The 18,900-nt window shown below is 75.0% G+C and carries 18 protein-coding genes; 7 read left to right on the forward strand and 11 right to left on the reverse strand.

What is annotated here, in order from left to right; genetic code table 11:
- Nucleotides 1-13 precede the first annotated feature (13 nt).
- The 5 genes from ABZ172_RS00685 to ABZ172_RS00705 are packed head-to-tail and all read right to left on the reverse strand — an operon-like array spanning nucleotide 14 to nucleotide 5,634.
- Nucleotides 14-832 (reverse strand): ECF transporter S component, encoded by an 819-nt coding sequence (locus tag ABZ172_RS00685; protein ID WP_356878633.1) that lies wholly within the window; start codon nucleotides 830-832, stop codon nucleotides 14-16.
- Nucleotides 829-2,556 carry an ATP-binding cassette domain-containing protein gene (locus ABZ172_RS00690; protein ID WP_356878635.1) on the reverse strand — a complete coding sequence of 576 codons (1,728 nt, stop codon included), beginning with the start codon at nucleotides 2,554-2,556 and terminating at the stop codon, nucleotides 829-831. Before ABZ172_RS00690 ends, ABZ172_RS00685 begins: the two co-directional genes overlap by 4 nt.
- Nucleotides 2,553-3,698 (reverse strand): CbiQ family ECF transporter T component, encoded by a 1,146-nt coding sequence (locus tag ABZ172_RS00695; protein WP_356878637.1) that lies wholly within the window; start codon nucleotides 3,696-3,698, stop codon nucleotides 2,553-2,555. Before ABZ172_RS00695 ends, ABZ172_RS00690 begins: the two co-directional genes overlap by 4 nt.
- On the reverse strand, nucleotides 3,695-4,378 hold the full coding sequence (locus ABZ172_RS00700; RefSeq protein ID WP_356878639.1) for an SCO2322 family protein: 684 nt from the start codon (nucleotides 4,376-4,378) through the stop codon (nucleotides 3,695-3,697). The genes ABZ172_RS00695 and ABZ172_RS00700 overlap by 4 nt, the downstream gene beginning before the upstream one ends.
- Nucleotides 4,375-5,634 (reverse strand): prenyltransferase/squalene oxidase repeat-containing protein, encoded by a 1,260-nt coding sequence (locus tag ABZ172_RS00705; protein ID WP_356878641.1) that lies wholly within the window; start codon nucleotides 5,632-5,634, stop codon nucleotides 4,375-4,377. The genes ABZ172_RS00700 and ABZ172_RS00705 overlap by 4 nt, the downstream gene beginning before the upstream one ends.
- 279 nt (nucleotides 5,635-5,913) lie before the next feature.
- Here ABZ172_RS00705 and ABZ172_RS00710 point away from each other — a divergent pair, with 279 nt between their 5' ends.
- A complete protein-coding gene (locus tag ABZ172_RS00710) occupies nucleotides 5,914-6,423 on the forward strand; it encodes a hypothetical protein (RefSeq protein ID WP_356878643.1) in 510 nt (169 codons plus the stop codon).
- On the opposite strand, the gene ABZ172_RS00715 is transcribed toward ABZ172_RS00710, so the two are convergent.
- Complete coding sequence (locus ABZ172_RS00715; RefSeq protein ID WP_356878645.1) at nucleotides 6,405-7,892, reverse strand: PHB depolymerase family esterase; 1,488 nt, start codon at nucleotides 7,890-7,892, stop codon at nucleotides 6,405-6,407. The genes ABZ172_RS00710 and ABZ172_RS00715 overlap by 19 nt on opposite strands.
- A gap of 298 nt (nucleotides 7,893-8,190) precedes the next feature.
- Between ABZ172_RS00715 and ABZ172_RS00720 the strand changes: the two genes are divergently transcribed.
- On the forward strand, nucleotides 8,191-8,967 hold the full coding sequence (locus ABZ172_RS00720; protein ID WP_356878647.1) for a 3-hydroxybutyrate dehydrogenase: 777 nt from the start codon (nucleotides 8,191-8,193) through the stop codon (nucleotides 8,965-8,967).
- Between the two features lie 40 nt (nucleotides 8,968-9,007).
- Nucleotides 9,008-10,984 carry a GAF domain-containing protein gene (locus tag ABZ172_RS00725; protein WP_356878649.1) on the forward strand — a complete coding sequence of 659 codons (1,977 nt, stop codon included), beginning with the start codon at nucleotides 9,008-9,010 and terminating at the stop codon, nucleotides 10,982-10,984.
- Nucleotides 10,985-11,093: 109 nt separating this feature from the next.
- Here the strand turns inward: ABZ172_RS00725 and ABZ172_RS00730 are convergent, their stop codons facing one another.
- Nucleotides 11,094-11,699: a TetR family transcriptional regulator gene (locus ABZ172_RS00730; protein ID WP_356878651.1), complete on the reverse strand. Its 606-nt coding sequence runs from the start codon at nucleotides 11,697-11,699 to the stop codon at nucleotides 11,094-11,096.
- A 233-nt stretch (nucleotides 11,700-11,932) separates the two neighbouring features.
- Between ABZ172_RS00730 and ABZ172_RS00735 the strand changes: the two genes are divergently transcribed.
- The 3 genes from ABZ172_RS00735 to ABZ172_RS00745 are packed head-to-tail and all read left to right on the forward strand — an operon-like array spanning nucleotide 11,933 to nucleotide 15,094.
- Nucleotides 11,933-13,231 (forward strand): glycosyltransferase family 4 protein, encoded by a 1,299-nt coding sequence (locus ABZ172_RS00735; protein ID WP_356878653.1) that lies wholly within the window; start codon nucleotides 11,933-11,935, stop codon nucleotides 13,229-13,231.
- A gap of 52 nt (nucleotides 13,232-13,283) precedes the next feature.
- Nucleotides 13,284-14,024 (forward strand): class I SAM-dependent methyltransferase, encoded by a 741-nt coding sequence (locus ABZ172_RS00740; RefSeq protein WP_356878656.1) that lies wholly within the window; start codon nucleotides 13,284-13,286, stop codon nucleotides 14,022-14,024.
- Nucleotides 14,021-15,094, forward strand: a complete 1,074-nt coding sequence (locus tag ABZ172_RS00745) for a prenyltransferase (RefSeq protein WP_356878658.1) — start codon at nucleotides 14,021-14,023, stop codon at nucleotides 15,092-15,094. The genes ABZ172_RS00740 and ABZ172_RS00745 overlap by 4 nt, the downstream gene beginning before the upstream one ends.
- A 58-nt stretch (nucleotides 15,095-15,152) precedes the next feature.
- Here the strand turns inward: ABZ172_RS00745 and ABZ172_RS00750 are convergent, their stop codons facing one another.
- Nucleotides 15,153-15,446, reverse strand: coding sequence for a hypothetical protein (locus ABZ172_RS00750; RefSeq protein WP_356878660.1), 294 nt, complete (start codon nucleotides 15,444-15,446; stop codon nucleotides 15,153-15,155).
- Nucleotides 15,447-15,615: 169 nt separating this feature from the next.
- On the opposite strand from ABZ172_RS00750, the gene ABZ172_RS00755 reads away from it, so the two are divergent.
- Complete coding sequence (locus tag ABZ172_RS00755; protein ID WP_356878662.1) at nucleotides 15,616-16,173, forward strand: hypothetical protein; 558 nt, start codon at nucleotides 15,616-15,618, stop codon at nucleotides 16,171-16,173.
- 103 nt (nucleotides 16,174-16,276) lie between these two features.
- Here the strand turns inward: ABZ172_RS00755 and ABZ172_RS00760 are convergent, their stop codons facing one another.
- The 3 genes from ABZ172_RS00760 to ABZ172_RS00770 form a co-directional block, all read right to left on the reverse strand.
- Nucleotides 16,277-17,083 carry a hypothetical protein gene (locus ABZ172_RS00760; RefSeq protein WP_356878664.1) on the reverse strand — a complete coding sequence of 269 codons (807 nt, stop codon included), beginning with the start codon at nucleotides 17,081-17,083 and terminating at the stop codon, nucleotides 16,277-16,279.
- Between the two features lie 186 nt (nucleotides 17,084-17,269).
- On the reverse strand, nucleotides 17,270-18,157 hold the full coding sequence (locus tag ABZ172_RS00765; RefSeq protein ID WP_356878666.1) for an N-acetylmuramoyl-L-alanine amidase: 888 nt from the start codon (nucleotides 18,155-18,157) through the stop codon (nucleotides 17,270-17,272).
- A 48-nt stretch (nucleotides 18,158-18,205) separates the two neighbouring features.
- A complete protein-coding gene (locus ABZ172_RS00770) occupies nucleotides 18,206-18,862 on the reverse strand; it encodes a class I SAM-dependent methyltransferase (RefSeq protein ID WP_356878668.1) in 657 nt (218 codons plus the stop codon).
- Nucleotides 18,863-18,900: the final 38 nt, after the last annotated feature.

Below are 18,900 nucleotides of genomic sequence, written 5' to 3' on the forward strand. Positions count from 1 at the left end.
GGGCCGGGGCCGGTCAGTCGTCCCGCGCCTCGAACGCGGCGCGGGCGTCGAACGCGGCGCGGCGGGTCGCCCGGCGCAGCGCTCTGAGCAGCGTGGGGCCGACGGCGGCCGTCAGGACCACGGTGAGCGCGGCGCGGCCCAGGTCCCAGCCGAGCGAGGTGGCGGCGCAGTAGGCGAGGAAGCGGACCAGGTTCTCGTGCAGCGGGCCGCCGGGGACGAACGAGACGCCCGAACCGAGTCCGGGCACGATCGTCCAGCCGTACAGGTTCATCACCGTGCCGTACGCGAACGCCGCGGCGAAGCCGTAGCCCGCGAGCATCAGCAGCTCGCCCCTGCCGCGCAGCCGGTCCGGTGCCGGCAGCAGGCCGGCGCCCATGGTGAACCAGCCCATGGCCAGCATCTGGAACGGCATCCACGGCCCGACCCCGCCCGTCAGGAGAGCCGAGGCGAACATGGTGACCGAGCCCAGGACGAACCCGAAGCCCGGCCCCAGCACCCTGCCGCTCAGCACCATCAGGAAGAACATCGGCTCCAGCCCGGCGGTCCCCGCGCCCAGCGGACGCAGCGCCGCGCCGACGGCGGCGAGCACCCCCAGCATCGCCACGGCTTTCGCGTCCAGACCGGAGTCCGCGATCGTCGCCAGCACGACCCCGACGAGCAGGACGAGCAGCACGGCGAACAGCCACGGCGCGTCCTGCGCGTGGGCGAGGCCGGAGTCCGCGCCGGCCAGCAGCGGCCAGCCGAAGCCGACCAGTCCGACCGCGCTGACCAGGACCAGCGCCGCGACGGCGTGCCGGCCGAGCCGTACCGGGCGGGTGGACCGTGCCGTCACGCGAGACCCTCCAGGGCGGTGCGCACCTGGGACACGGTCAGCCACTGCCGCGGCGCCAGTATCTTCGCGGTCTGCGGCGCGAACGCGGGGGAGGACACCACCACCTGCCGGGTCGGGCCGTCGGCGACGACCTCGCCGTCCGCCAGGATCACCACCCGGTCCGCCAGCTCGGCGGCCAGCTCCACGTCATGGGTGGCCAGGACGACGGCGTGGCCCCCGGCGGCCAGCCGCCGCAGCACAGCGACGAGCCGCGCCTTCGCCGCGTAGTCCAGACCGCGCGTCGGCTCGTCCAGGAGGAGGAGCGGAGGGCGCGCGGTGAGCACCAGGGCGAGGGCGAGCGCGAGGCGCTGGCCCTCCGAGAGGTCGCGGGGGTGGACGGAGTCCGGCACCCCGGGCAGCAGCTCGGAGACCAGCGCACGGCAACTGCCCTCGGGCGCGCCCGCGTCGGAGTCCGCCGCGGCGCACTCGGCGGCGACGGTGTCCGCGTACAGCAGATCGCGTGGTTCCTGCGGGACGAGTCCGACCCGGCGCACCATGTCGCGGGGCCTGCTGCCGGACGGCCGCAGACCGCCGACGAGGACCGAACCCGCGGCCGGCGCGACCATCCCGACCAGGGCCGAGAGCAGCGTCGACTTGCCCGCGCCGTTGCGTCCCATCAGGGCGACCGTCTCGCCCGGCGCGACGGACAGCGTCACCCCGCGCAGCGCCTGGACCCGCCCGTGCCGCACCCCGAGCCCCTCGGCGCGCACGACCGCCTCGCCGGCCGGGACCGGGACCGGCCCGGGCCCGGGGGCCACGGCCGCACGGCGGCCGAGCAGCCGGGTCAGCAGACCGGTGCGCGGCGCGGCCGGCTCGGGCAGCGGCGCCGGCCCGGCGCCCACCGGGGCCTCCCGGGACGGCGGCTCGACGTCGGCAAGCCGTTCCCGCAGGTCCACCGCCCGGCGCCGGGCGTCACGCACCGACAGCGGCAGCGGATCCCAGCCCACCAGCCGGCCCAGGGCCACCACCGGCGGCCGTACCGGAGAGAGCGCCATGACGTCCGCGGGCGGCCCCATCACGGGGGCGGCACCGGGGGCGGGCAGCAGCAGGACCTGGTCCGCGTACTGCACGACGCGCTCCAGACGGTGCTCGGCCATCAGCACCGTCGTGCCCAGGTCGTGCACCAGCCGCTGGAGGACCGCCAGCACGTCCTCGGCCGCCGCCGGGTCCAGGGCGGAGGTCGGCTCGTCGAGCACCAGGACCCGGGGGTGCGGGGTGAGGACCGAGCCGATCGCCACCCGCTGCCGCTGGCCCCCTGAGAGCGTGGCGATCGGCCGGTCGCGGAGTTCGGCGAGCCCCAGCAGGTCCAGCGTCTCCTCGACCCGGCGGCGCATCACGTCCGGGGCGAGGCCCAGCGACTCCATGCCGTAGGCCAGCTCGTCCTCGACGGTGTCCGTCACGAAGTGGGCGAGCGGGTCCTGGCCCACCGTGCCCACCAGATCGGCGAGTTCACGCGGCTTGTGGGTCCGGGTGTCGCGCCCGCCGACGGTGACCCGGCCGGACAGCACCCCGCCGGTGAAGTGCGGCACCAGACCGGACACCGCACCCAGCAGAGTCGACTTGCCGACACCGGACGGGCCGACGGCCAGCACCAGTTCGCCCTCGGGGATCGTGAGGTCCACCCCGGACAGGGTGGGGCGCGCGGCGCCCTCGTACCGCACCGAGACCTGCTCGAACCGGATCACGGGCGCTCCTTGGAGTCCGAGGGGGAAGGCGGGAGGGGCGCCACCACGGCGGGCAGCAGACCGATCAGCACGGCGGCGGCCGGCCACAGCGGCAGCACGGGAGCGGTGAGCGGCACCACACCGGGACGCAGGGCCGCCGGATCGGCGGCGCCCGCCCGGATCATCACCGCCGCGACGGCCGCGCCCGAGGCCGCGACGAGCCAGGCGCGGGCGTCCCAGCGGTCCGGACGGTAGCGGGTGCGGACCGAGCGGCGCCCGCCCAGCCGCAGCCCGGCCGCCGCCGCGACCAGCCCGGCCAGCAGCAGCGGCAGCCCCTGCACCGCGCCCTGCGCGGCCAGCAGCCCGTACGTCCCCGCGCACACCCCCAGCAGCCCGCCCAGCGTCAGCACGTGCGTGGTCCGCCGGACGGCGGGCGGGACCTGCGCGGTGCGCCCGTACCCCCGCGCGTCCATCGACGCCGCCACGGCCACCGAACGCTCCAGCGCGCCCTCCAGCACCGGCAGCCCGATCCGGAGCATCGCCCGGACCCCGCCGGTGGGCCGCCCGCGCAGCCGGCGGGCCGTCCGCAGCCGGGCCACGTCGGCGACCATGTTCGGCGCGAACGTCATCGCGACGACGACGGCGACCCCCACCTCGTACAGCGCGCCGGGCAGGGACTTCAGCAGCCGCGCCGGACTGGCCAGCGAGTTCGCCGCGCCGACACAGATCAGCAGGGCGGCCAGCTTCGCGCCCTCGTACAGCGCGAAGACCACCTGTTCCGCGGTGACCCGGCCACCGATCCTGACCCCCTGCGCCCAGTCCGGCAGCGGCACCTCGGGCACCGTGAACAGGGGGTGCGTGCCCGGGACGGACGACCCGAGGAACACGGAGAACAGCAGGCGCACCGCGACGACGAACAGCCCGAGCCTGAGGAACGCCCCGTACGAGCGGGCCCACGGCGCGTCCGTACGGCGCGCCGCCACCACGAAGCCGGCCACCGCCACCAGCAGTCCGAGCAGCAGCGGGTTGGTGGTGCGGGACGCGGCGGTCGCCAGCCCGAGGGCCCACAGCCACCACGCCCCGGCCGGCAGCGCGTTGCCGCGGGTCGCCGCGGGGGCGCGCAGGGCACGGCGGAGCCGGGCCGGGCCGGTGGAGCGGGTCATCGGCGGCGGCGGGCCCGCAGCACCGCGGCGGCACCCAGGACGAGGACCGCGCCGGCCCCGGCCGCCACACCCACCGACGGGCCGCCGCCGTCAGCGCCGTCCGTACCGTCAGCGTCGTCGGCGGACGGTGCCGTGGACGGGGTGCCGGACGCCGGGGCCTCCGCCTCCCCGCCGGTCTGCTCGCCGCAGCCCGTCCGCGGATAGCCCGCGATCGCGCAGAGCATCGCGGCACTGTCGTACCGCAGCGGCTTCGCCACCGAGGCCAGCGCCTCCGCCGTGCTCGCGTCCGGCGCCACCCGGGCGCAGGCGGTGCGGGCCGCCGGCGGCTCCTCGCCGTCCGGGGCGTCCGCCGCCGTGCCCGGGTCGATGACCAGCGCGATCCGCTTCCGGCCGTCCTCGGCCGGGGTGCCCGCGCAGACAGCCCCGAAGTCCGGCGCCCGGCGGGGCCGTGCCGCGTCCTGGGAGTCCTCGCTCACCGAGAACCGGAAACCCTGCACCGTGCCGTCGTCCGGCCGGACCGCGGAGGGCCCCTGGGTGGCGTACGTCCAGCCGGTCCCGCCGTCGCCCTCCCAGAACGACCAGTAGCGGTAACCGGTCGCCTGCGCGGTCCCCGCGCCCGGCACGGCGAGGACGGCGGCGACGAGGAGCAGCAGCGCCGCCGTGCCCAGCGGGCGCCTCACCGTTGCTGGTTCTTCCGGCGTCCGCTGAGCAGGAAACCGATGCCCGCGCCGAAGGCGAGACCGATGCCGACGATCCACCAGAGGCCGAGGCCCTCGTCGTCGCTGCTCGTGTCGGCGGGCTTGGTCGGCGCCGTCGCGGTCGGCGAGGGCACCGCCGTCGCGGCGGGCGCCGGGCCCGTGGCGTTGAGGCGGGCGACCAGGTCGACGCCCCCGAAGTCACGGGCGTCGGTGCCGGTCGCGTGGGCGGCGAGGACCAGCTGGGCGGTGGCGGCGGGACCGCCCTTGCCGGCCCAGTCCCCGGAGTGCTTCGCCAGGTAGGCGACCGCGTCGGCGGCCTTGTCCTTGTGACCGGACGCCGCCAGGGCCACGACCGCGTCCGCGGTGTTGCCGAAGTCCGGCTGCGGCGCGGACTCCTCGGCGCCCGGCATCGGGGGCAGTTCGAGGTAACCCTTCCCGGCCAGCGCCTTCGCCAGGTACGACGCGCCGTTCTGCGCGGACTGCTCGGGGGTGAGACCGCTGCCCGCGGTGCAGGAGGGGGCCTTCGCCGCGTTGTAGTTGCCCGAGGCCATGCCCTTGCCCATCGAGCCGAGCACCGCGGCCGCCGTCGCGTCCGCGTTCGCGGTCAGCCCGCCGTCCTTGTCCGGCTGGTAGGCGAACGCCCCGCCGCCCTCGCCGCCGCAGGGCAGCGCGAAGGTCTGCAGCGCCGTGTACGGGGTCCTGCCGTCCGCCGTGGTGAGGTCGGCGAGCGGCACGCCCGCCCGGGCCAGCGCGCCGGTGACGACGCCGGTGGAGTTGGCGTCGCTCGGGCTGCCCGGGTTGTAGCCCCAGCCGCCGTCGTCGTTCTGCACGGACTTCAGCCAGGCGACCCCGCGGTCCACGACCTCGCGGTGCACGCCGAGCTCGACCACGGCCTGGACCGCCGCCGCCGTCGCGTTGGTGTCCGCGACCGTCTTGGCGTCGCACGGCCGGGAGGCGTCGCGGTACGCGGCGAAGGCGCCGCTGTCGCACTGCTGGCCGATCAGCCAGTCCACCGACTGCGTGGCGGGCGTGACCAGCTCGATCTTCTGCGCGAGGAAGGCCAGCGACTGGCGCCACACCCCGTCGTACGTCGGGTCCTGGGTGCCGTACAGCCCCTCCGGGAGGTCCGGCGCGGAGGCGGACGGGGAGGGGCTCGGCGCGGCGACAGCCGACGGGACGGCCGCTCCACAGAGCACGGCGGTGAGCGCGAGCGCTGCCGCGCGGCTGCGTACGGACATGGCGGGCTGGGCCTCTCGCATGGGGTGCTGCCCTGCTCGATCGGGGCCGAGCGCGTGGGGGATCGGACCGGTGCCGGATTCGCACCGGCTTCCCCCCCCGTACGGGCATGCTGACGACCCGCACACTCTACCGGGGCACCGGCCGGCCCCTCCGGGCGGGACAGCCGTATCCGGCGGCCGAAGGGCCTTCCCAGCAGGTCAGAGCCCGTGCGAGACTCCGGCGGGGGTCACACGGGCGCGTGCCCGTGGGGGAGGAACGACCGGGGTGGGAAGCATCCAGTGCACGGAACCAGAAGAGGCGCGGCGGCCGCCGTCGCGGCGGCCGGACTCATGACGCTGACGGCGGGCTGCGGCCTCGACGAGGAGAGCGGGAGCGCCCCGGCCCCCTCGCCCGAGCCCACCCTGCCGTTCACCGCGGACCTCGTGTCCGACGAGACAGCCGCCCTCGCCCGGGCCGGCGGCCTCCCGCCCGGCGACACCTCCGGGGCCGGACTCCCGGAGGGCGACTGGCGGCGGTGCGTCGCGCCCTGGACGGGCTACGCGCCGGCGGCGGACGCCGCCGACGCGTTCGAGTCGACCGTGACCGGGCTGCGGCAGCACGACTGGGAGATCGTCTCCCGCCACACCGGGCGGGACGTCACCTACCGCACCCTCGCCAAGCGCGGCTGGAAGCTGTACGCCCGGTACTACACCGCGGAGAGCGCCGGGTGGACCGTGTCGCTCACCGCGGTCGAGGACGGCTGCCGGGTGCCGGAGAAGGTCAGGGACGACTACGAGGACCCGGCCTGACAGCCGGAGTCGGCGATCACGAAGTGGCCGGCCGGGGACTCCCGCAGGGTGTGCGTGACGAACACGTTGTACAGCCCCATGTCCTGGCCTGAACCGTTCGCGTAGGCGTGGCCGCCCGCGGTGTGCGCCCGCCCCGCCGCCACGTGCGCGTAGTTCGTCGCGGTGTAGCAGGTGGCCGGGGCGGAGCCGCCCGAGGTCGTCGCGGTGACGGTGGACGAGCCCGCCCCCGCGGTGCCCGAGGGGTCGGCGGCGGTCACCGAGTAGCGGTAGGAGGTGCCCGCGGCCAGGCCGGTGTCGGTGAACGACGGGGCGGTGGCCGTGGCCACCTTCGCGCCGTCCCGGTACACCGCGTAGGAGGCCGCGCCCTCGACCGCGTTCCAGGCCAGTGACGCGCTGCTGTCCGTGACCCCGGTGACCTTCAGGCCGGCCGGGGCCGGCAGCCCGTCCCCGCCTCCCGCCGTCCTGTCCAGCCCCCAGAACACGCCCGTGTGGTAGGTCGAGCAGATGGTGTCCAGGAAGTACGCGGCCGTCGACCCGCACTGGCCGGCGCCCGACCCCGGGTCCACCGCCAGTCCGTGTCCCATGCCGGCCACCGAGAACGTCTCCACTGCGGGCTGCCCGGACGCGTCGTCGTAGACGCTCCGGGTGGTGCTGCCGGGCAGGGTCTCGGTGCGGGACGGGGTCTGGCCGATGCCCCAGACGTCGGTCCACTGATCCCGCAGCGCCGTGGCGTTGGCCGGGTAGACCGTGTAGTCGGAGGTGCCCTGCCAGATCGCCACCCGGGGCCAGGGACCGGTCCAGCCCGGGTGGGACCCGCGGACCTTGTCGCCCCACTGGGCGGGCGAGAGCTTCTGCGGGCCGGTCTGGCAGCCGGAGGCGGCGGCCTGGGTGGTCGCGCACTGGGCGGGCAGGCCGGAGGCCACGGAGCCGCCCGCGAAGACGTCCGGGTAGGCGGCCAGCAGATCGGCGGTCATCCCGCCGCCCGCCGACAGCCCGGTGACGTAGACCCGGCGGCCGTCGGAGCCGTACGTCTGCTTCGCGTACTCGACCATCTGGACGACGGACGCCGCCTCGCCCCTGCCCCGCGTGCTCTCCGTCGCGTCGAACCACCCGAAGCACGACAGCGCGTTGTTCGCCGAGGTGGTCTGCGGGAAGACGACGTCGAACCCCCACAGGTCGGCGTACTCGGCCCAGCCCGAGTGGGCGTAGTAGGCGTCCGCCGACTGCGTGCAGCCGTGCAGGGCGACCACCAGGGGCGCACCCGCCCCCACCGTGTCCGGGGTGTACGCGAACATCTGGAGGTTGCCGGGGTTCGAGCCGAAGCCGGTGACCTGCTGGAGGCCGGCCGCCGCCGGGGCGGCGGGGGCCGCGACGGCGGGGGACGGGAGCGCGCCGAGCACGGCGAGCAGGCCGCAGGCGGAGACGGAGGCGACGCGGCGGAGCAGGCGTCGCAGGATCGGTGGGCGCACGGTGGGGCCTCCTCGAAGGACGTGCGGGCGGACGTGCCGGACCGGCGGACCCGCGGAGCCGGCGGGTGTGCGGTACTGCTGCCGGAACCTAGGGGCCGCGGCCCGGGACGCCCATGTGGCAGGCGGCCATCCGCCGCCCACCGCTGTGTGCGGCGCTCCCCTTGCGCCCGCCCGGGACCGCCCGCCGTGCGCCCGCCCCCGCGGGCCCGCACCATGTACCCCGCCACCATGCGGCCGGCCCGCGGTGTGTGCACCGGCCCCGTGTGATGCGGGCGGCGACCTCCTTACGGTGACGCCCATGCAGACTTCCCCGACCCCCCAGCAGGCCCCCCGCCCCCTCGCCGGGCGCACCGCCCTGGTCACCGGCGCCGCGAGCGGCATCGGACTGGCCTGCGCGCAGGCGCTCGCCGCCGCGGGAGCCCACGTGCACGTGGTGGACAAGGCGGGCGAGGCCGCCGAACGCCTCGCCGAACGCATCGGCGGAACGGCCTGGGTGGCCGACCTCTCCGTGGCCGAGGCGGTGGACGCGCTGCCCGCCGACGCGGACATCGTCGTCAACAACGCGGGGCTCCAGCACGTCGCCCCCGTGCACGAGCTCCCCCCGGACCGCTTCGCGCTGATCCACCGGGTCATGGTGGAGGCCCCGTTCCGCATCTTGCGCCGCACGCTCCCCGGCATGTACGAACGCGGCTGGGGCCGCGTGGTCAACATCTCGTCCGTGCACGGGCTGCGCGCCAGCCCCTACAAGGCGGCCTACGTCTCGGCCAAGCACGCACTGGAGGGTCTCAGCAAGGTGGTCGCACTCGAAGCGGCGCCGCACGGGGTGACGAGCAACTGCGTCAGCCCCGGCTACGTCCGCACGCCCCTGGTCGAGGACCAGATCGCCGACCAGGCCCGCAGCCACGGCATCTCCGAGCAGGAGGTGGTGAACCGGGTGCTGCTGGAGCGCAGCGCCCTGAAGTCGCTGATCGAGCCCGCCGACGTGGCCGGTGCCGTCCTCTGGCTGTGCGGACCGGGCACCTCGCACCTCACCGGCAGTTCCCTCACCATGGACGGCGGCTGGACCGCCAACTGACCACCCGCCCGCACGCCAGCCGGAAGAACGATGACCGCCCATGTCTGAACCGCCCCGCTCCGCCGCGTCCCTCCTGGCACGCCTCCTCGACCTGCTGGCCGACGACGCCCCCGCCGAGGCTCTGGGCGCCGTCACCTCGCAGGCCAGGGCCGCCGGTGTGCCCGCGCCCGAACTGGCCGAGGTGGAACGGGCGGCCGCCGCCGCACTGCGCATCCGGGGCTCCCTGCGCCAGCACCGGCGCAGGGAGCTCCAGCTCACCGCCCTCTTCGACACGGCGGGTGACCTGGCCGCCTCCCGCGACCTGGACGACGTGCTCAAGGCGATCGTGCGGCGCGCCAGGATGCTGCTGGGCACCGACACCGCCTACCTCACGCTCCCCGACGAGGAGGCCGGGGACACCTACATGCGGGTCACCGACGGATCGGTGTCCGTCCTGTTCCAGCGGCTCCGGCTGGAGCTGGGCGAGGGGCTCGGCGGACTGGTCGCCCAGACCGCGAGCCCCTACGCCACCCCCGACTACCGCACCGACGAACGCTTCCGCCACACCCGCAACATCAACGCCGGGGTGCTGGACGAGGGGCTGGTGGCGATCCTCGGCGTACCGCTGCTGCTGGGCTCCAGCCGGGGCGGGACCGGGAAGGTCATCGGGGTCCTCTTCGCGGCCGACCGTGCCGCGCGGGTCTTCAGCCCCGACGAGGTGGCCCTGCTCTGCTCGCTCGCCGCGCACGCCGCGATCGCCATCGACACCGCCCGGGCCCTGGACGACACCCGCACCGCCCTCGCGGAACTCGCCGGCGCGAACGCCGAACTGGCCGAGGCCAACGCCGCCGTACGCGCCCACTCGGCCGCCATGCAGCGCGCCGAGGAGGCCCACGACCGGCTCACCGACCTGGTGCTGCGCGGCGGCGACGTGAAGGACGTCGCCGTGTCCGTCGCCGGGCTGCTCGACAGCCCCCTGACCATCCACGACCCCGGCGGGCGCCCGCTGGCGGCCGTACGGCCCGACGGCACCGCGTTCGCCGCCGACAGCATGGACGCCGGCTGGCTCTCCGGCACCGCGGAGGAGTCCCGGCACGAGGCGCGCGCCGTGCACCGCGACGGCCGCTGGATCTGCGCGGTGCTCGCCGGCCAGGAGCTCCTCGCCAGCCTGGTGCTGCACCGGCCCGCCCGGCTCGACGACTCCGACCGGCGGCTCTACGAACGCGCCGCCGTCGTCACCGGCCTCCTGCTGCTGCTGCGCCGCACGGTCGCCGAGACCGAGAACCGGATACGGGGCGAGCTGATCAGCGACCTGCTCGGCGACCCGGGCCGCGATCCCGCCGGGCTGGCCGAGCGGGGCCGGAGACTGGGCATCGACCTGGACCGGCCCCACGTCCTGCTGGTGGCGGAGGCGGCGGCCGGGGAGCGGCTCGGGGGTGCCGCCCTGCGCTACCTGTTCGGCGGGGACATCCACGGGGTCAGCGCCGAACACGCCGGCGCCGTCGTGCTGCTCATCGACCACGACGGCGACGACGCGCCCCCGGGCGACGCCGCACGCGCCGCCGCGGCGCAGCTCGGCCACCTGGTCCAGGCGCCCGTCACCGTCGCCGGCACCGGACCCGCCCGCGGCGCCCGCGAACTCGCCGCCGCCCACGCCGAGGCCGCGCGCTGCCTGCGCGCCATGCGGGTGCTGGGCCGCGAGGGCGAAGGGGCCGGCGTCGACGAACTCGGCTTCCTGGGCGTCGTCCTGGGCAACGCCCAGGACGTGGACGGCTTCGTGGCCGGGGTGCTGGGGCCGCTGCTGCGCTACGACGAGCGGCGCGGCACCCACCTCGTACGGACACTGCGCGCCTACTTCGGGGCGGGCGGCAGCCTGATCCGCGCCAAGGACGAGCTGCACGTCCACGTGAACACCGTCGTCCAGCGCCTGGACCGCATCCAGGTGCTGCTCGGCCGCGACTGGAACGAGCCCGACCGCGCCCTGGAGCTCCAGCTCGCCCTGCGCCTGCACCTGCTGTCGGGCGGCCGGGACCGCTGAGTCCGGGCGAGGCCGGCCGAACCCTGCGGACACCGTGCCGCCGCCGACATGGTGCAGGGCACCCCACCTGTGCGGGTGCCGGTGTGGGCACCGCACACGGTCCAGGTCCTCAGCGCGCGGCCGCCGGCGGGTCGATCAGCCCGCACACCGTCTCGATGTCCCGCTTCACCTGGGCGATCGACTCCCGCCCCGACAGCCAGGTGATCAGCGCGGAGTGCCAGGTGTGCTCGATGACCCGCACCACGGACAGCTGCTCCTGCGTGGGCTCCTCCAGCCCCATCGCGTCCAGCACGATCGCCGTCGTCAGCCGGGAGACGGCGTCCACCTCCGGGCTCACCCCGCGGTCGGCGAAGGTCAGGGCCCGCACCATGGCGTCCGCCAGATGCGGGTCCCGCTGGAGCGCCCGGAAGGCCCGCATCAGGGTCTCCGCGACCCGCTGGGCCGCGTCGTCCCCGGCGGGCGGCCGCCTGCGGAGCGTGACCTGGAGTCGCTGGAGCTGGTCCTGCATGATCGCGACCAGCAGGTGGACCTTGGAGGGGAAGTAGCGGTAGAGCGTGCCCAGGGCGACCCCGGCGGCGTCCGCCACCTCGCGCATCTGCACCGCCTCGAAACCGCCCCGCCCGGCCAGCTGCGCGCCGGCCCGCAGGATGCTGCGGCGACGGGCCTCCTGACGCTCCGTCAGGGGCAGGGCCGCCGGCCTGGCTTCCGCTGTCATCTGTCCCCATCCAGGAAGGGAGAACCGGTTTCCCGTCCGGCCGGGCGCCGGTCTCCGGGCGCGCACAGCATGCCAGGGCCTCCATCGTGGCGCGAATCACCTGATCCTGCCGTCACGTCGACGCTACCTGCCGGTAGATTCGGTGCGAGTTTGAACGAACGAGTCTGAAACTTGTTCTAGATTAGCGCGAGCGGTTACGCTCCGGCGAAAACGCAGTGAGAAGGGGGCCGAGTGTGACCGCTGAGGCCGTAGAGACAGGCCCCCTCGCGGGCACCGACGGTGACCGGCCCTTGCGCATCGCGCTCCTCACCTACAAGGGCAACCCCTACTGCGGGGGCCAGGGCGTCTACGTCCGCCACCTCGGCCGGGAGCTGGCCAGGCTCGGCCACAGCGTCGAAGTGATCGGCGCCCAGCCCTACCCCGTGCTCGACGAGGGCGTCCCGCTCACCGAGCTCCCGAGCCTCGACCTCTACCGCCAGCCGGACCCGTTCCGCACCCCGCGCCGCGGCGAGTACCGCGACTGGATCGACCTCGCCGAGGTCGCCACCATGTGGACCGGCGGCTTCCCCGAACCGCTCACCTTCAGCCTGCGGGCCCGCCGTCATCTGCGCGCCAGGCGCGGGGACTTCGACGTCGTGCACGACAACCAGACGCTCGGCTACGGCCTGCTCGGGGACCTCGGCGCCCCCCTCGTCACCACCATCCACCACCCGATCACCGTGGACCGCCGGCTCGACCTGGACGCCGCGGAGTCGGCCCGCCGCCGGCTCTCCGTCCGCCGCTGGTACGGCTTCACCCGGATGCAGAAGCGCGTCGCCCGCCGCCTGCCCTCCGTCCTCACGGTCTCCGGCTCGTCGCAGCAGGAGATCACCGAGCACCTCGGGGTGCGCCGGGACCGGGTCCAGGTCGTGCACATCGGGGCCGACACCGACCTCTGGTCGCCCGACCCCTCGGTCGCCGAGGTCCCCGGACGGATCGTCACCACCTCCAGCGCCGACGTCCCGCTCAAGGGGCTCGTCCACCTGGTGGAGGCCCTCGCCAAGCTCCGCACCGAGAACCCGGCGGCGCACCTCGTGGTCGTCGGCAGGCGGGCCGAGGACGGCCCCGTCGCCCAGGCCATCGAGCGCTACGGACTCCAGGACGCCGTCGAGTTCGTCAAGGGCATCAGCGACGCCGAACTCGTCGACCTGGTCCGCAGCGCCCAGGTCTCCTGCGTCCCCTCCCTGTACGAGGGCTTCTCGCTGCCCGCCGCCGAGGCCATGGCCACCGGCACCCCGCTGGTGGCCACCACCGGCGGCGCCATCCCGGAGGTCACGGGCCCGGACGGGGAGACCTGCCTCGCCGTGCCGCCCGGCGACGCGGGGGCGCTCGCCGCCGCGCTCGGCCGGCTCCTCGGCGACCGCGAGCTGCGCGCCCGGCTCGGCGAGGCCGGCCGCGCCCGGGTGCTGGCCCGCTTCACCTGGGCCAGGGCCGCGCTGGGCACCGTCGCGCTCTACCGCCAGTCGATCGCCGCCCGGGGAGCCCGCAGGTGAGCACCCGCACGGCTCCCGGAATCCGTACCTCCGACCTCGAAGGCAGGCCCCCGTGCTGACCGTCGACTTCACCCGCTTCCCGCTCGCCGCAGGCGACCGGGTGCTCGACCTGGGCTGCGGCGCGGGCCGGCACGCCTTCGAGTGCTACCGGCGCGGCGCCCGGGTCGTGGCGCTCGACCAGAACGCCGAGGAGATCCGCGAGGTCGCGAAGTGGTTCGCCGCGATGGAGGAGGCCGGTGAGGCGCCCGCCGGCGCCACCGCCACCGCGATGGAGGGCGACGCCCTCAACCTCCCCTTCCCGGACGCGTCCTTCGACGTCGTGATCATCTCCGAGGTGATGGAGCACATCCCCGACGACAAGGGCGTGCTCGCCGAGATGGTCCGGGTGCTCAGGCCCGGCGGCCGGATCGCGATCACCGTCCCCCGCTACGGCCCCGAGAAGGTCTGCTGGACACTCTCCGACGCGTACCACGAGGTCGAGGGCGGCCACATCCGCATCTACAAGGCCGACGAACTCCTCGGCCGGATCCGTGAGGCCGGGCTCAAGCCCTACGGCACCCACCACGCCCACGCGCTGCACAGCCCCTACTGGTGGCTCAAGTGCGCGTTCGGCGTGGGCCGCGACGGTGACGACGCGGCGCTCCCGGTGCGCGCCTACCACAAGCTGCTGGTCTGGGACATCATGAAGAAGCCCCTGGTCACCCGGGTCACCGAGCAGCTGCTCAACCCGGTCGTCGGCAAGAGCTTCGTGGCCTACGCGACCAAGCCGCACCTGCCGAAGGCCGAGGCGTGAGCACGCCGGAGCAGACCGAACACCTCGTCCTGCCGGGCGTCCTGACCGCGGGACAGGCCACCGAGACCGTCGCCGCACTGCTCGCGGTGCAGTGCGAGGACGGGGCGCTGCCCTGGTTCCGCGGCCACCATCTCGACCCGTGGGACCACACCGAGGCCGCCATGGCGCTGGACGCCGCCGGGGAGCACGAGGCCGCCGCCCGCGCCTACGCGTGGCTCGCCCGCCACCAGAACACGGACGGCTCCTGGTACGCCGCCTACCACGACGGCGACCCCGAGCGGCCGACCGATCGGGGACGCGAGAGCAACTTCTGCGCCTACGTGGCCGTCGGCGTCTGGCACCACTACCTCGCCACCGGGGACGACGCCTTCGCCGACCGGATGTGGCCGACGGTCTACGCGGCCGTCGAGTTCGTGCTGGGGCTCCAGCAGCCCGGCGGCGAGATCGGCTGGAAGCGGGAACCCGACGGCACCCCGGTCACCGACGCGCTGCTGACCGGCTCCTCCTCCGTCCACCACGCGCTGCGCTGCGCGCTGGCCCTGGCGGACCAGCGGGAGGAACCCCAGCCGGACTGGGAACTCGCCACCGGCGCCCTGGGCCACGCGATCCGCCGCCACCCGGAACGCTTCCTGGACAAGAGCCGCTACTCGATGGACTGGTACTACCCGGTCCTCGGCGGCGCGGTGACCGGCGCCGAGGCGACACGGCGGATCGAGGACGGCTGGGACCGCTTCGTCGTGCCCGGCCTCGGGGTCCGCTGCGTGCTCCCCAACCCCTGGGTGACCGGCGGCGAGAGCTGTGAACTGGCCCTGGCGCTCTGGGCGACGGGGGAGTCCGACCGCGCGCTGGAGATCCTGCAGTCCGTCCAGCACCTGCGGGCCGAGGGCGGGCTGTACTGGACGGGCTACGTCTTCGAGGGCGAGAAGGCCGTGTGGCCCGAGGAACTCACCACCTGGACGGCCGGATCGCTGCTGCTCGCGGTGGCCGCGCTCGGGGGCGACGAGGCGACCACCGCGGTCTTCGGCGGCGAACGGCTCCCGGCGGGACTCGAACCGGACTGCTGCCGCTGAGGGCGTCACCGGACGGGGTGTGCCGACGGCCCGTGGGCCGTCGGCACACCCCCGCGGATCAGGAGCGGCGGATCCGGCCCGCCACGGCGTGACCGATGAACAGATAGACGACAGCGGCCAGACCGTATCCGGCGACGACCCGCGCCCACGCTTCGTCGAAGGTGAACAGGTCGTACGACCAGCCGGCCAGCCAGCGCGCCGACTCCTGGACCCACTGGACCAGGTCGTTGCCCCGGTTGGCGTCGAGCAGGTACATCACGATCCACAGAACGATGATGAAGGCCATGATGTCCGCGACGACGGCGATGACACGTGCGGCGGTACTGCTTCCTGTGCCTGTTCTTGGAGACATGCTCTCCGGATTGCCGCTTTACCGTGAGTGAAACCCCTGCGGAGAGTTCGGCGTGGGCCGGACCCGTACGGCGGGTGCCGGGTGGCGGAACACGCCCGTGCGGGTGAGTCTGACGGCGAGCGGCGGACCGCGTCACTCGTCGTGAGAACCCCCGTCAGGGAGGCCTGCCGTGTCCCGTTCCGTACCGCTTCGCCGGCTCTTCGGGGCGCTCCTGCTGTCCTGCTCCCTCCTGCTGGGGGCCACCGCGTGCGGCGACGGCGGCGGTGGCGCCGGGACGGCCAGCAGCTCGGCGAGCCCGAGCCCCTCGACGTCGGCGCAGAAGCAGAAGTTCGCCAAGACGCGCTTCGTGGCCAACGCGGGCCTGGCGGCGGGAGCGGCGTACCAGTGGATCGTGAAGCCCTACCGTGCGGGGAAGTTCACGAAGGGCGCGGACGGGCGGACCGTCGCGACGGTCAAGGCGGGCGTCGCGGGCGCCTTCGCCTACAACCGGCTCAAGGCCGCGGCGGCCAACGCCGAGGGCGACCCGCTGCTGGCGAAGGCCGTCGCGCCGCTGGCCGCCGGGATCGACTCGCTGAAGGACGTCGCCACCCGGATGGGCAAGGGCCAGGCGGGCGCGGGCGACGTGGGCGTCTTCGAGAGCGTCATCGGCAGCGTCAAGGAGGCCGGGAAGAGCGCCGGGGCCGAGGTCCGGAACAAGGTGCCCTCCGCGTCCCAGCTGACCGGCTGACCCCCGGGCGGAAGCCCAGCCAGGCGCCAACCGCCGCGCACACCCCCGGACATGACGGTGGCCCCCGCCCTTCGGGGCGGGGGCCACTCGGGCACGGGGCGGCTCAGCCGCGCTGGATGCCCGTGGTGTCCTGCAGGACACCACGACGGCCGTCCTGGGTCTGGGCGACGAGCCCGGGACCGCGCTGCTCGACCGCGAGGTACCACGTACCGGGCGCCAGCTCGGCGATCGGGTTCGGGGCGCCGTCCTCGCCGTACAGCGGACGGGACACCGGCACGGCGAACCAGAAGGGGGTGAAGTCGCCGGCCGGCGCCCCGCCGCCCTGCGAGGCCTGCTGCGGTGCCTGCTGCTGGCCCTGCTGGCCGCCGTACGGCTGCTGCTGGCCGGGCTGGGCGCCGTAGGGCTGCTGCTGGGCACCGGGGTAGCCGTAACCCTGGCCCGGCTGCTGGCCGTAGGCCGGCTGCGCGGCCTGCGCGGGGCGGGGCTCGCCCAGCAGCGGGGCCTTGAGCAGGGGGACCAGCGGGGTGGCCACGGCGGCGCCGGCCAGCGCCATGGTCGCCAGCAGCCCGAGGATCAGGCCGGCGCCCGCGTCACCGGCGTCGATGATCGTCCAGAACATGGTCCACAGCGCGTAGACCGTGAACGCGGCGCCGAACTGGCCGAGTTCGAAGCCGACCACCTTGCGGCCCGGCAGCGCGCGGCTGACGATCAGCAGCGCGGCACCGATGATGCCGGCGAGGTAGATGCCCATCAGGACGGAGAGCGAGTCCCAGGCGTTCGCGCTGTAGCCCGAGCAGTCCACGCCCGAGGGGCATTCGTAGCCGGAGAGGTCGAGGAAAGAGGCGACGAACAGCACGACCGCTGCTCCGATCACCACGCCGTCGCCTCGAGTGAGGGAGCGGATATTCACGTGAAGGTCCTTAGTCGGTCGTCTCGTCGGGGCGGTCGTCGATGCTGCCCGAACGGCGGGTACGGCGCGAAGCCCGGGGGCGGCTCCCCATCGTACGGATGAATCTATCGTCTGCCCGGGCGGGCCGTGCCGCTGCCCGCTTCCCGTCTCCGGCCTCCCCCCGAAGTCGTCACCCGCACCGCGGAACTACCGCGTCAGATAGCCCTCGATGCCCCCGGCGATACCGAGGGCCGCCTTCTGCCGCCAGCTCGCACTGGTCAGCAGTGCGGCGTCCTTCGGGTCACGCATGTTGCCGCATTCGATGAATACCTTCGGCACCGTCGACAGATTGAGACCACCGAGATCGCCACGGGTGTCGAGCCCGGTGCCGTCGCCGATGTAGTCGGACGGTGCACTTCCGGTGGCGCGTCCGAAACTTCCGGCGATCCGCACGCCCAGGTCACGCGAAGGGGCCACGATCTCCGAGGTGTCCGCACCGCCGCCGTTCACCGCTGCGGGAAGGATGACGTGGAATCCCCGGTTGCCGGTTGCGGAACCGTCCGCATGGACCGAGACGACCGCGTCGGCCTTCTTCTCGTTGCCGATCCGCGCACGCTCGTCGACGCACGGGCCGTAGGGGCGGTCGTCGTCCTGGGTCAGGACGACCTCGGCGCCCTGTTCCTCCAGCAGCGTCCGCAGCCGCCGGGACACGTCGAGGGTGAACCGGGCCTCCGGGTACCCCGCGTCGGTCGCGGTGCCGGTGGTGTCGCACTCCTTGCGGCCGGTGCCGATGTCCACCTGGCTGTTGATCTCCCGCGTGTGGTCGCGGTTCCCGGGGTTGTGCCCGGGGTCGACGACCACGGTGCGGCCGGTGAGCGGGCCCCGCGAGGGGCTCGGGGAGGCGTCCGGTGCTCCGGGAGGGGCGGAGGAGGGCGGCCGTGCCGCGGATTCCGCGCCGGCGGCGCCGGGACCGCCGCCGTCCGCGCATCCGGTGGCGGTCAGACAGACGCCCGCCAGTGCCGCCGCGGCGAACACGGCTCGGCTGCGCGGCCCCGGGCGGGGTGAGGTGGGGGGAAGGAGATCGTGGTGGCGCACGCCGCGATGCTATCCGTGATCCTCGGCCGGGGACCGCCGGACCGCCGGTCAGACTCCCGGACCGGTGCGCCGCAGGACGCGCAGCGAGTCCGTCACCGACAGCTCCGTGAACGCCCCCGAGTCCAGGGCGCGCCGGTGGACGCGGTACGGGGCCTGGCCGCCGTCCGCCGGATCCGGGAACACGTCGTGGATGACCAGCAGACCGCCGTCGGCCACCTTCGGGGCCCAGCCCTCGTAGTCGCCGTTCGCATGCTCGTCGGTGTGCCCGCCGTCGATGAAGACGAGCCCGAGCGCGCCGCCCCAGACCGCCGCGACCTGCGGGGACCGTCCGACGATCGCCACCACGTGCTCCTCCAGACCCGCCCGGTGCAGGGTGCGCCGGAAGGACGGCAGCGTGTCCATCAGGCCGACCTCGGGATCCACCACCGCCGGGTCGTGGTACTCCCACCCGGGCTGCTGCTCCTCGCTGCCCCGGTGGTGGTCGACGGTCAGGGCGGTCACCCCGGCCGCCCGCGCGGCGGCCGCCAGCAGGACCGTGGACCGTCCGCAGTACGTGCCGACCTCCAGCAGCGGCAGTCCCAGTGCGGCGGCCCCGGTGGCGGCGGCGTACAGGGCGAGCCCCTCGTGGACCGGCATGAAGCCCTTGGCGGCCTCGAAGGCGGCGAGGACCTCCGGCTCGGGACGGACGGCGGACTCGGCGGCCACGGGGTTCCTCCTGGTGGGGCGGCGGATCGGACGGCGTC

Origin of the sequence: Streptomyces sp. NPDC006296 (assembly GCF_040613235.1) — a bacterium.
Taxonomy (GTDB): domain Bacteria; phylum Actinomycetota; class Actinomycetes; order Streptomycetales; family Streptomycetaceae; genus Streptomyces.

Coding starts and splice junctions, on each gene's coding strand:
- ABZ172_RS00695 (WP_356878637.1), bottom strand. CDS start 3,698: ATGACCCGCTCCACCGGCCCGGCCCGGCTCCGCCGTGCCCTGCGCGCC.
- ABZ172_RS00705 (WP_356878641.1), bottom strand. CDS start 5,634: ATGTCCGTACGCAGCCGCGCGGCAGCGCTCGCGCTCACCGCCGTGCTC.
- ABZ172_RS00720 (WP_356878647.1), top strand. CDS start 8,191: ATGCAGACTTCCCCGACCCCCCAGCAGGCCCCCCGCCCCCTCGCCGGG.
- ABZ172_RS00725 (WP_356878649.1), top strand. CDS start 9,008: ATGTCTGAACCGCCCCGCTCCGCCGCGTCCCTCCTGGCACGCCTCCTC.
- ABZ172_RS00730 (WP_356878651.1), bottom strand. CDS start 11,699: ATGACAGCGGAAGCCAGGCCGGCGGCCCTGCCCCTGACGGAGCGTCAG.
- ABZ172_RS00750 (WP_356878660.1), bottom strand. CDS start 15,446: ATGTCTCCAAGAACAGGCACAGGAAGCAGTACCGCCGCACGTGTCATC.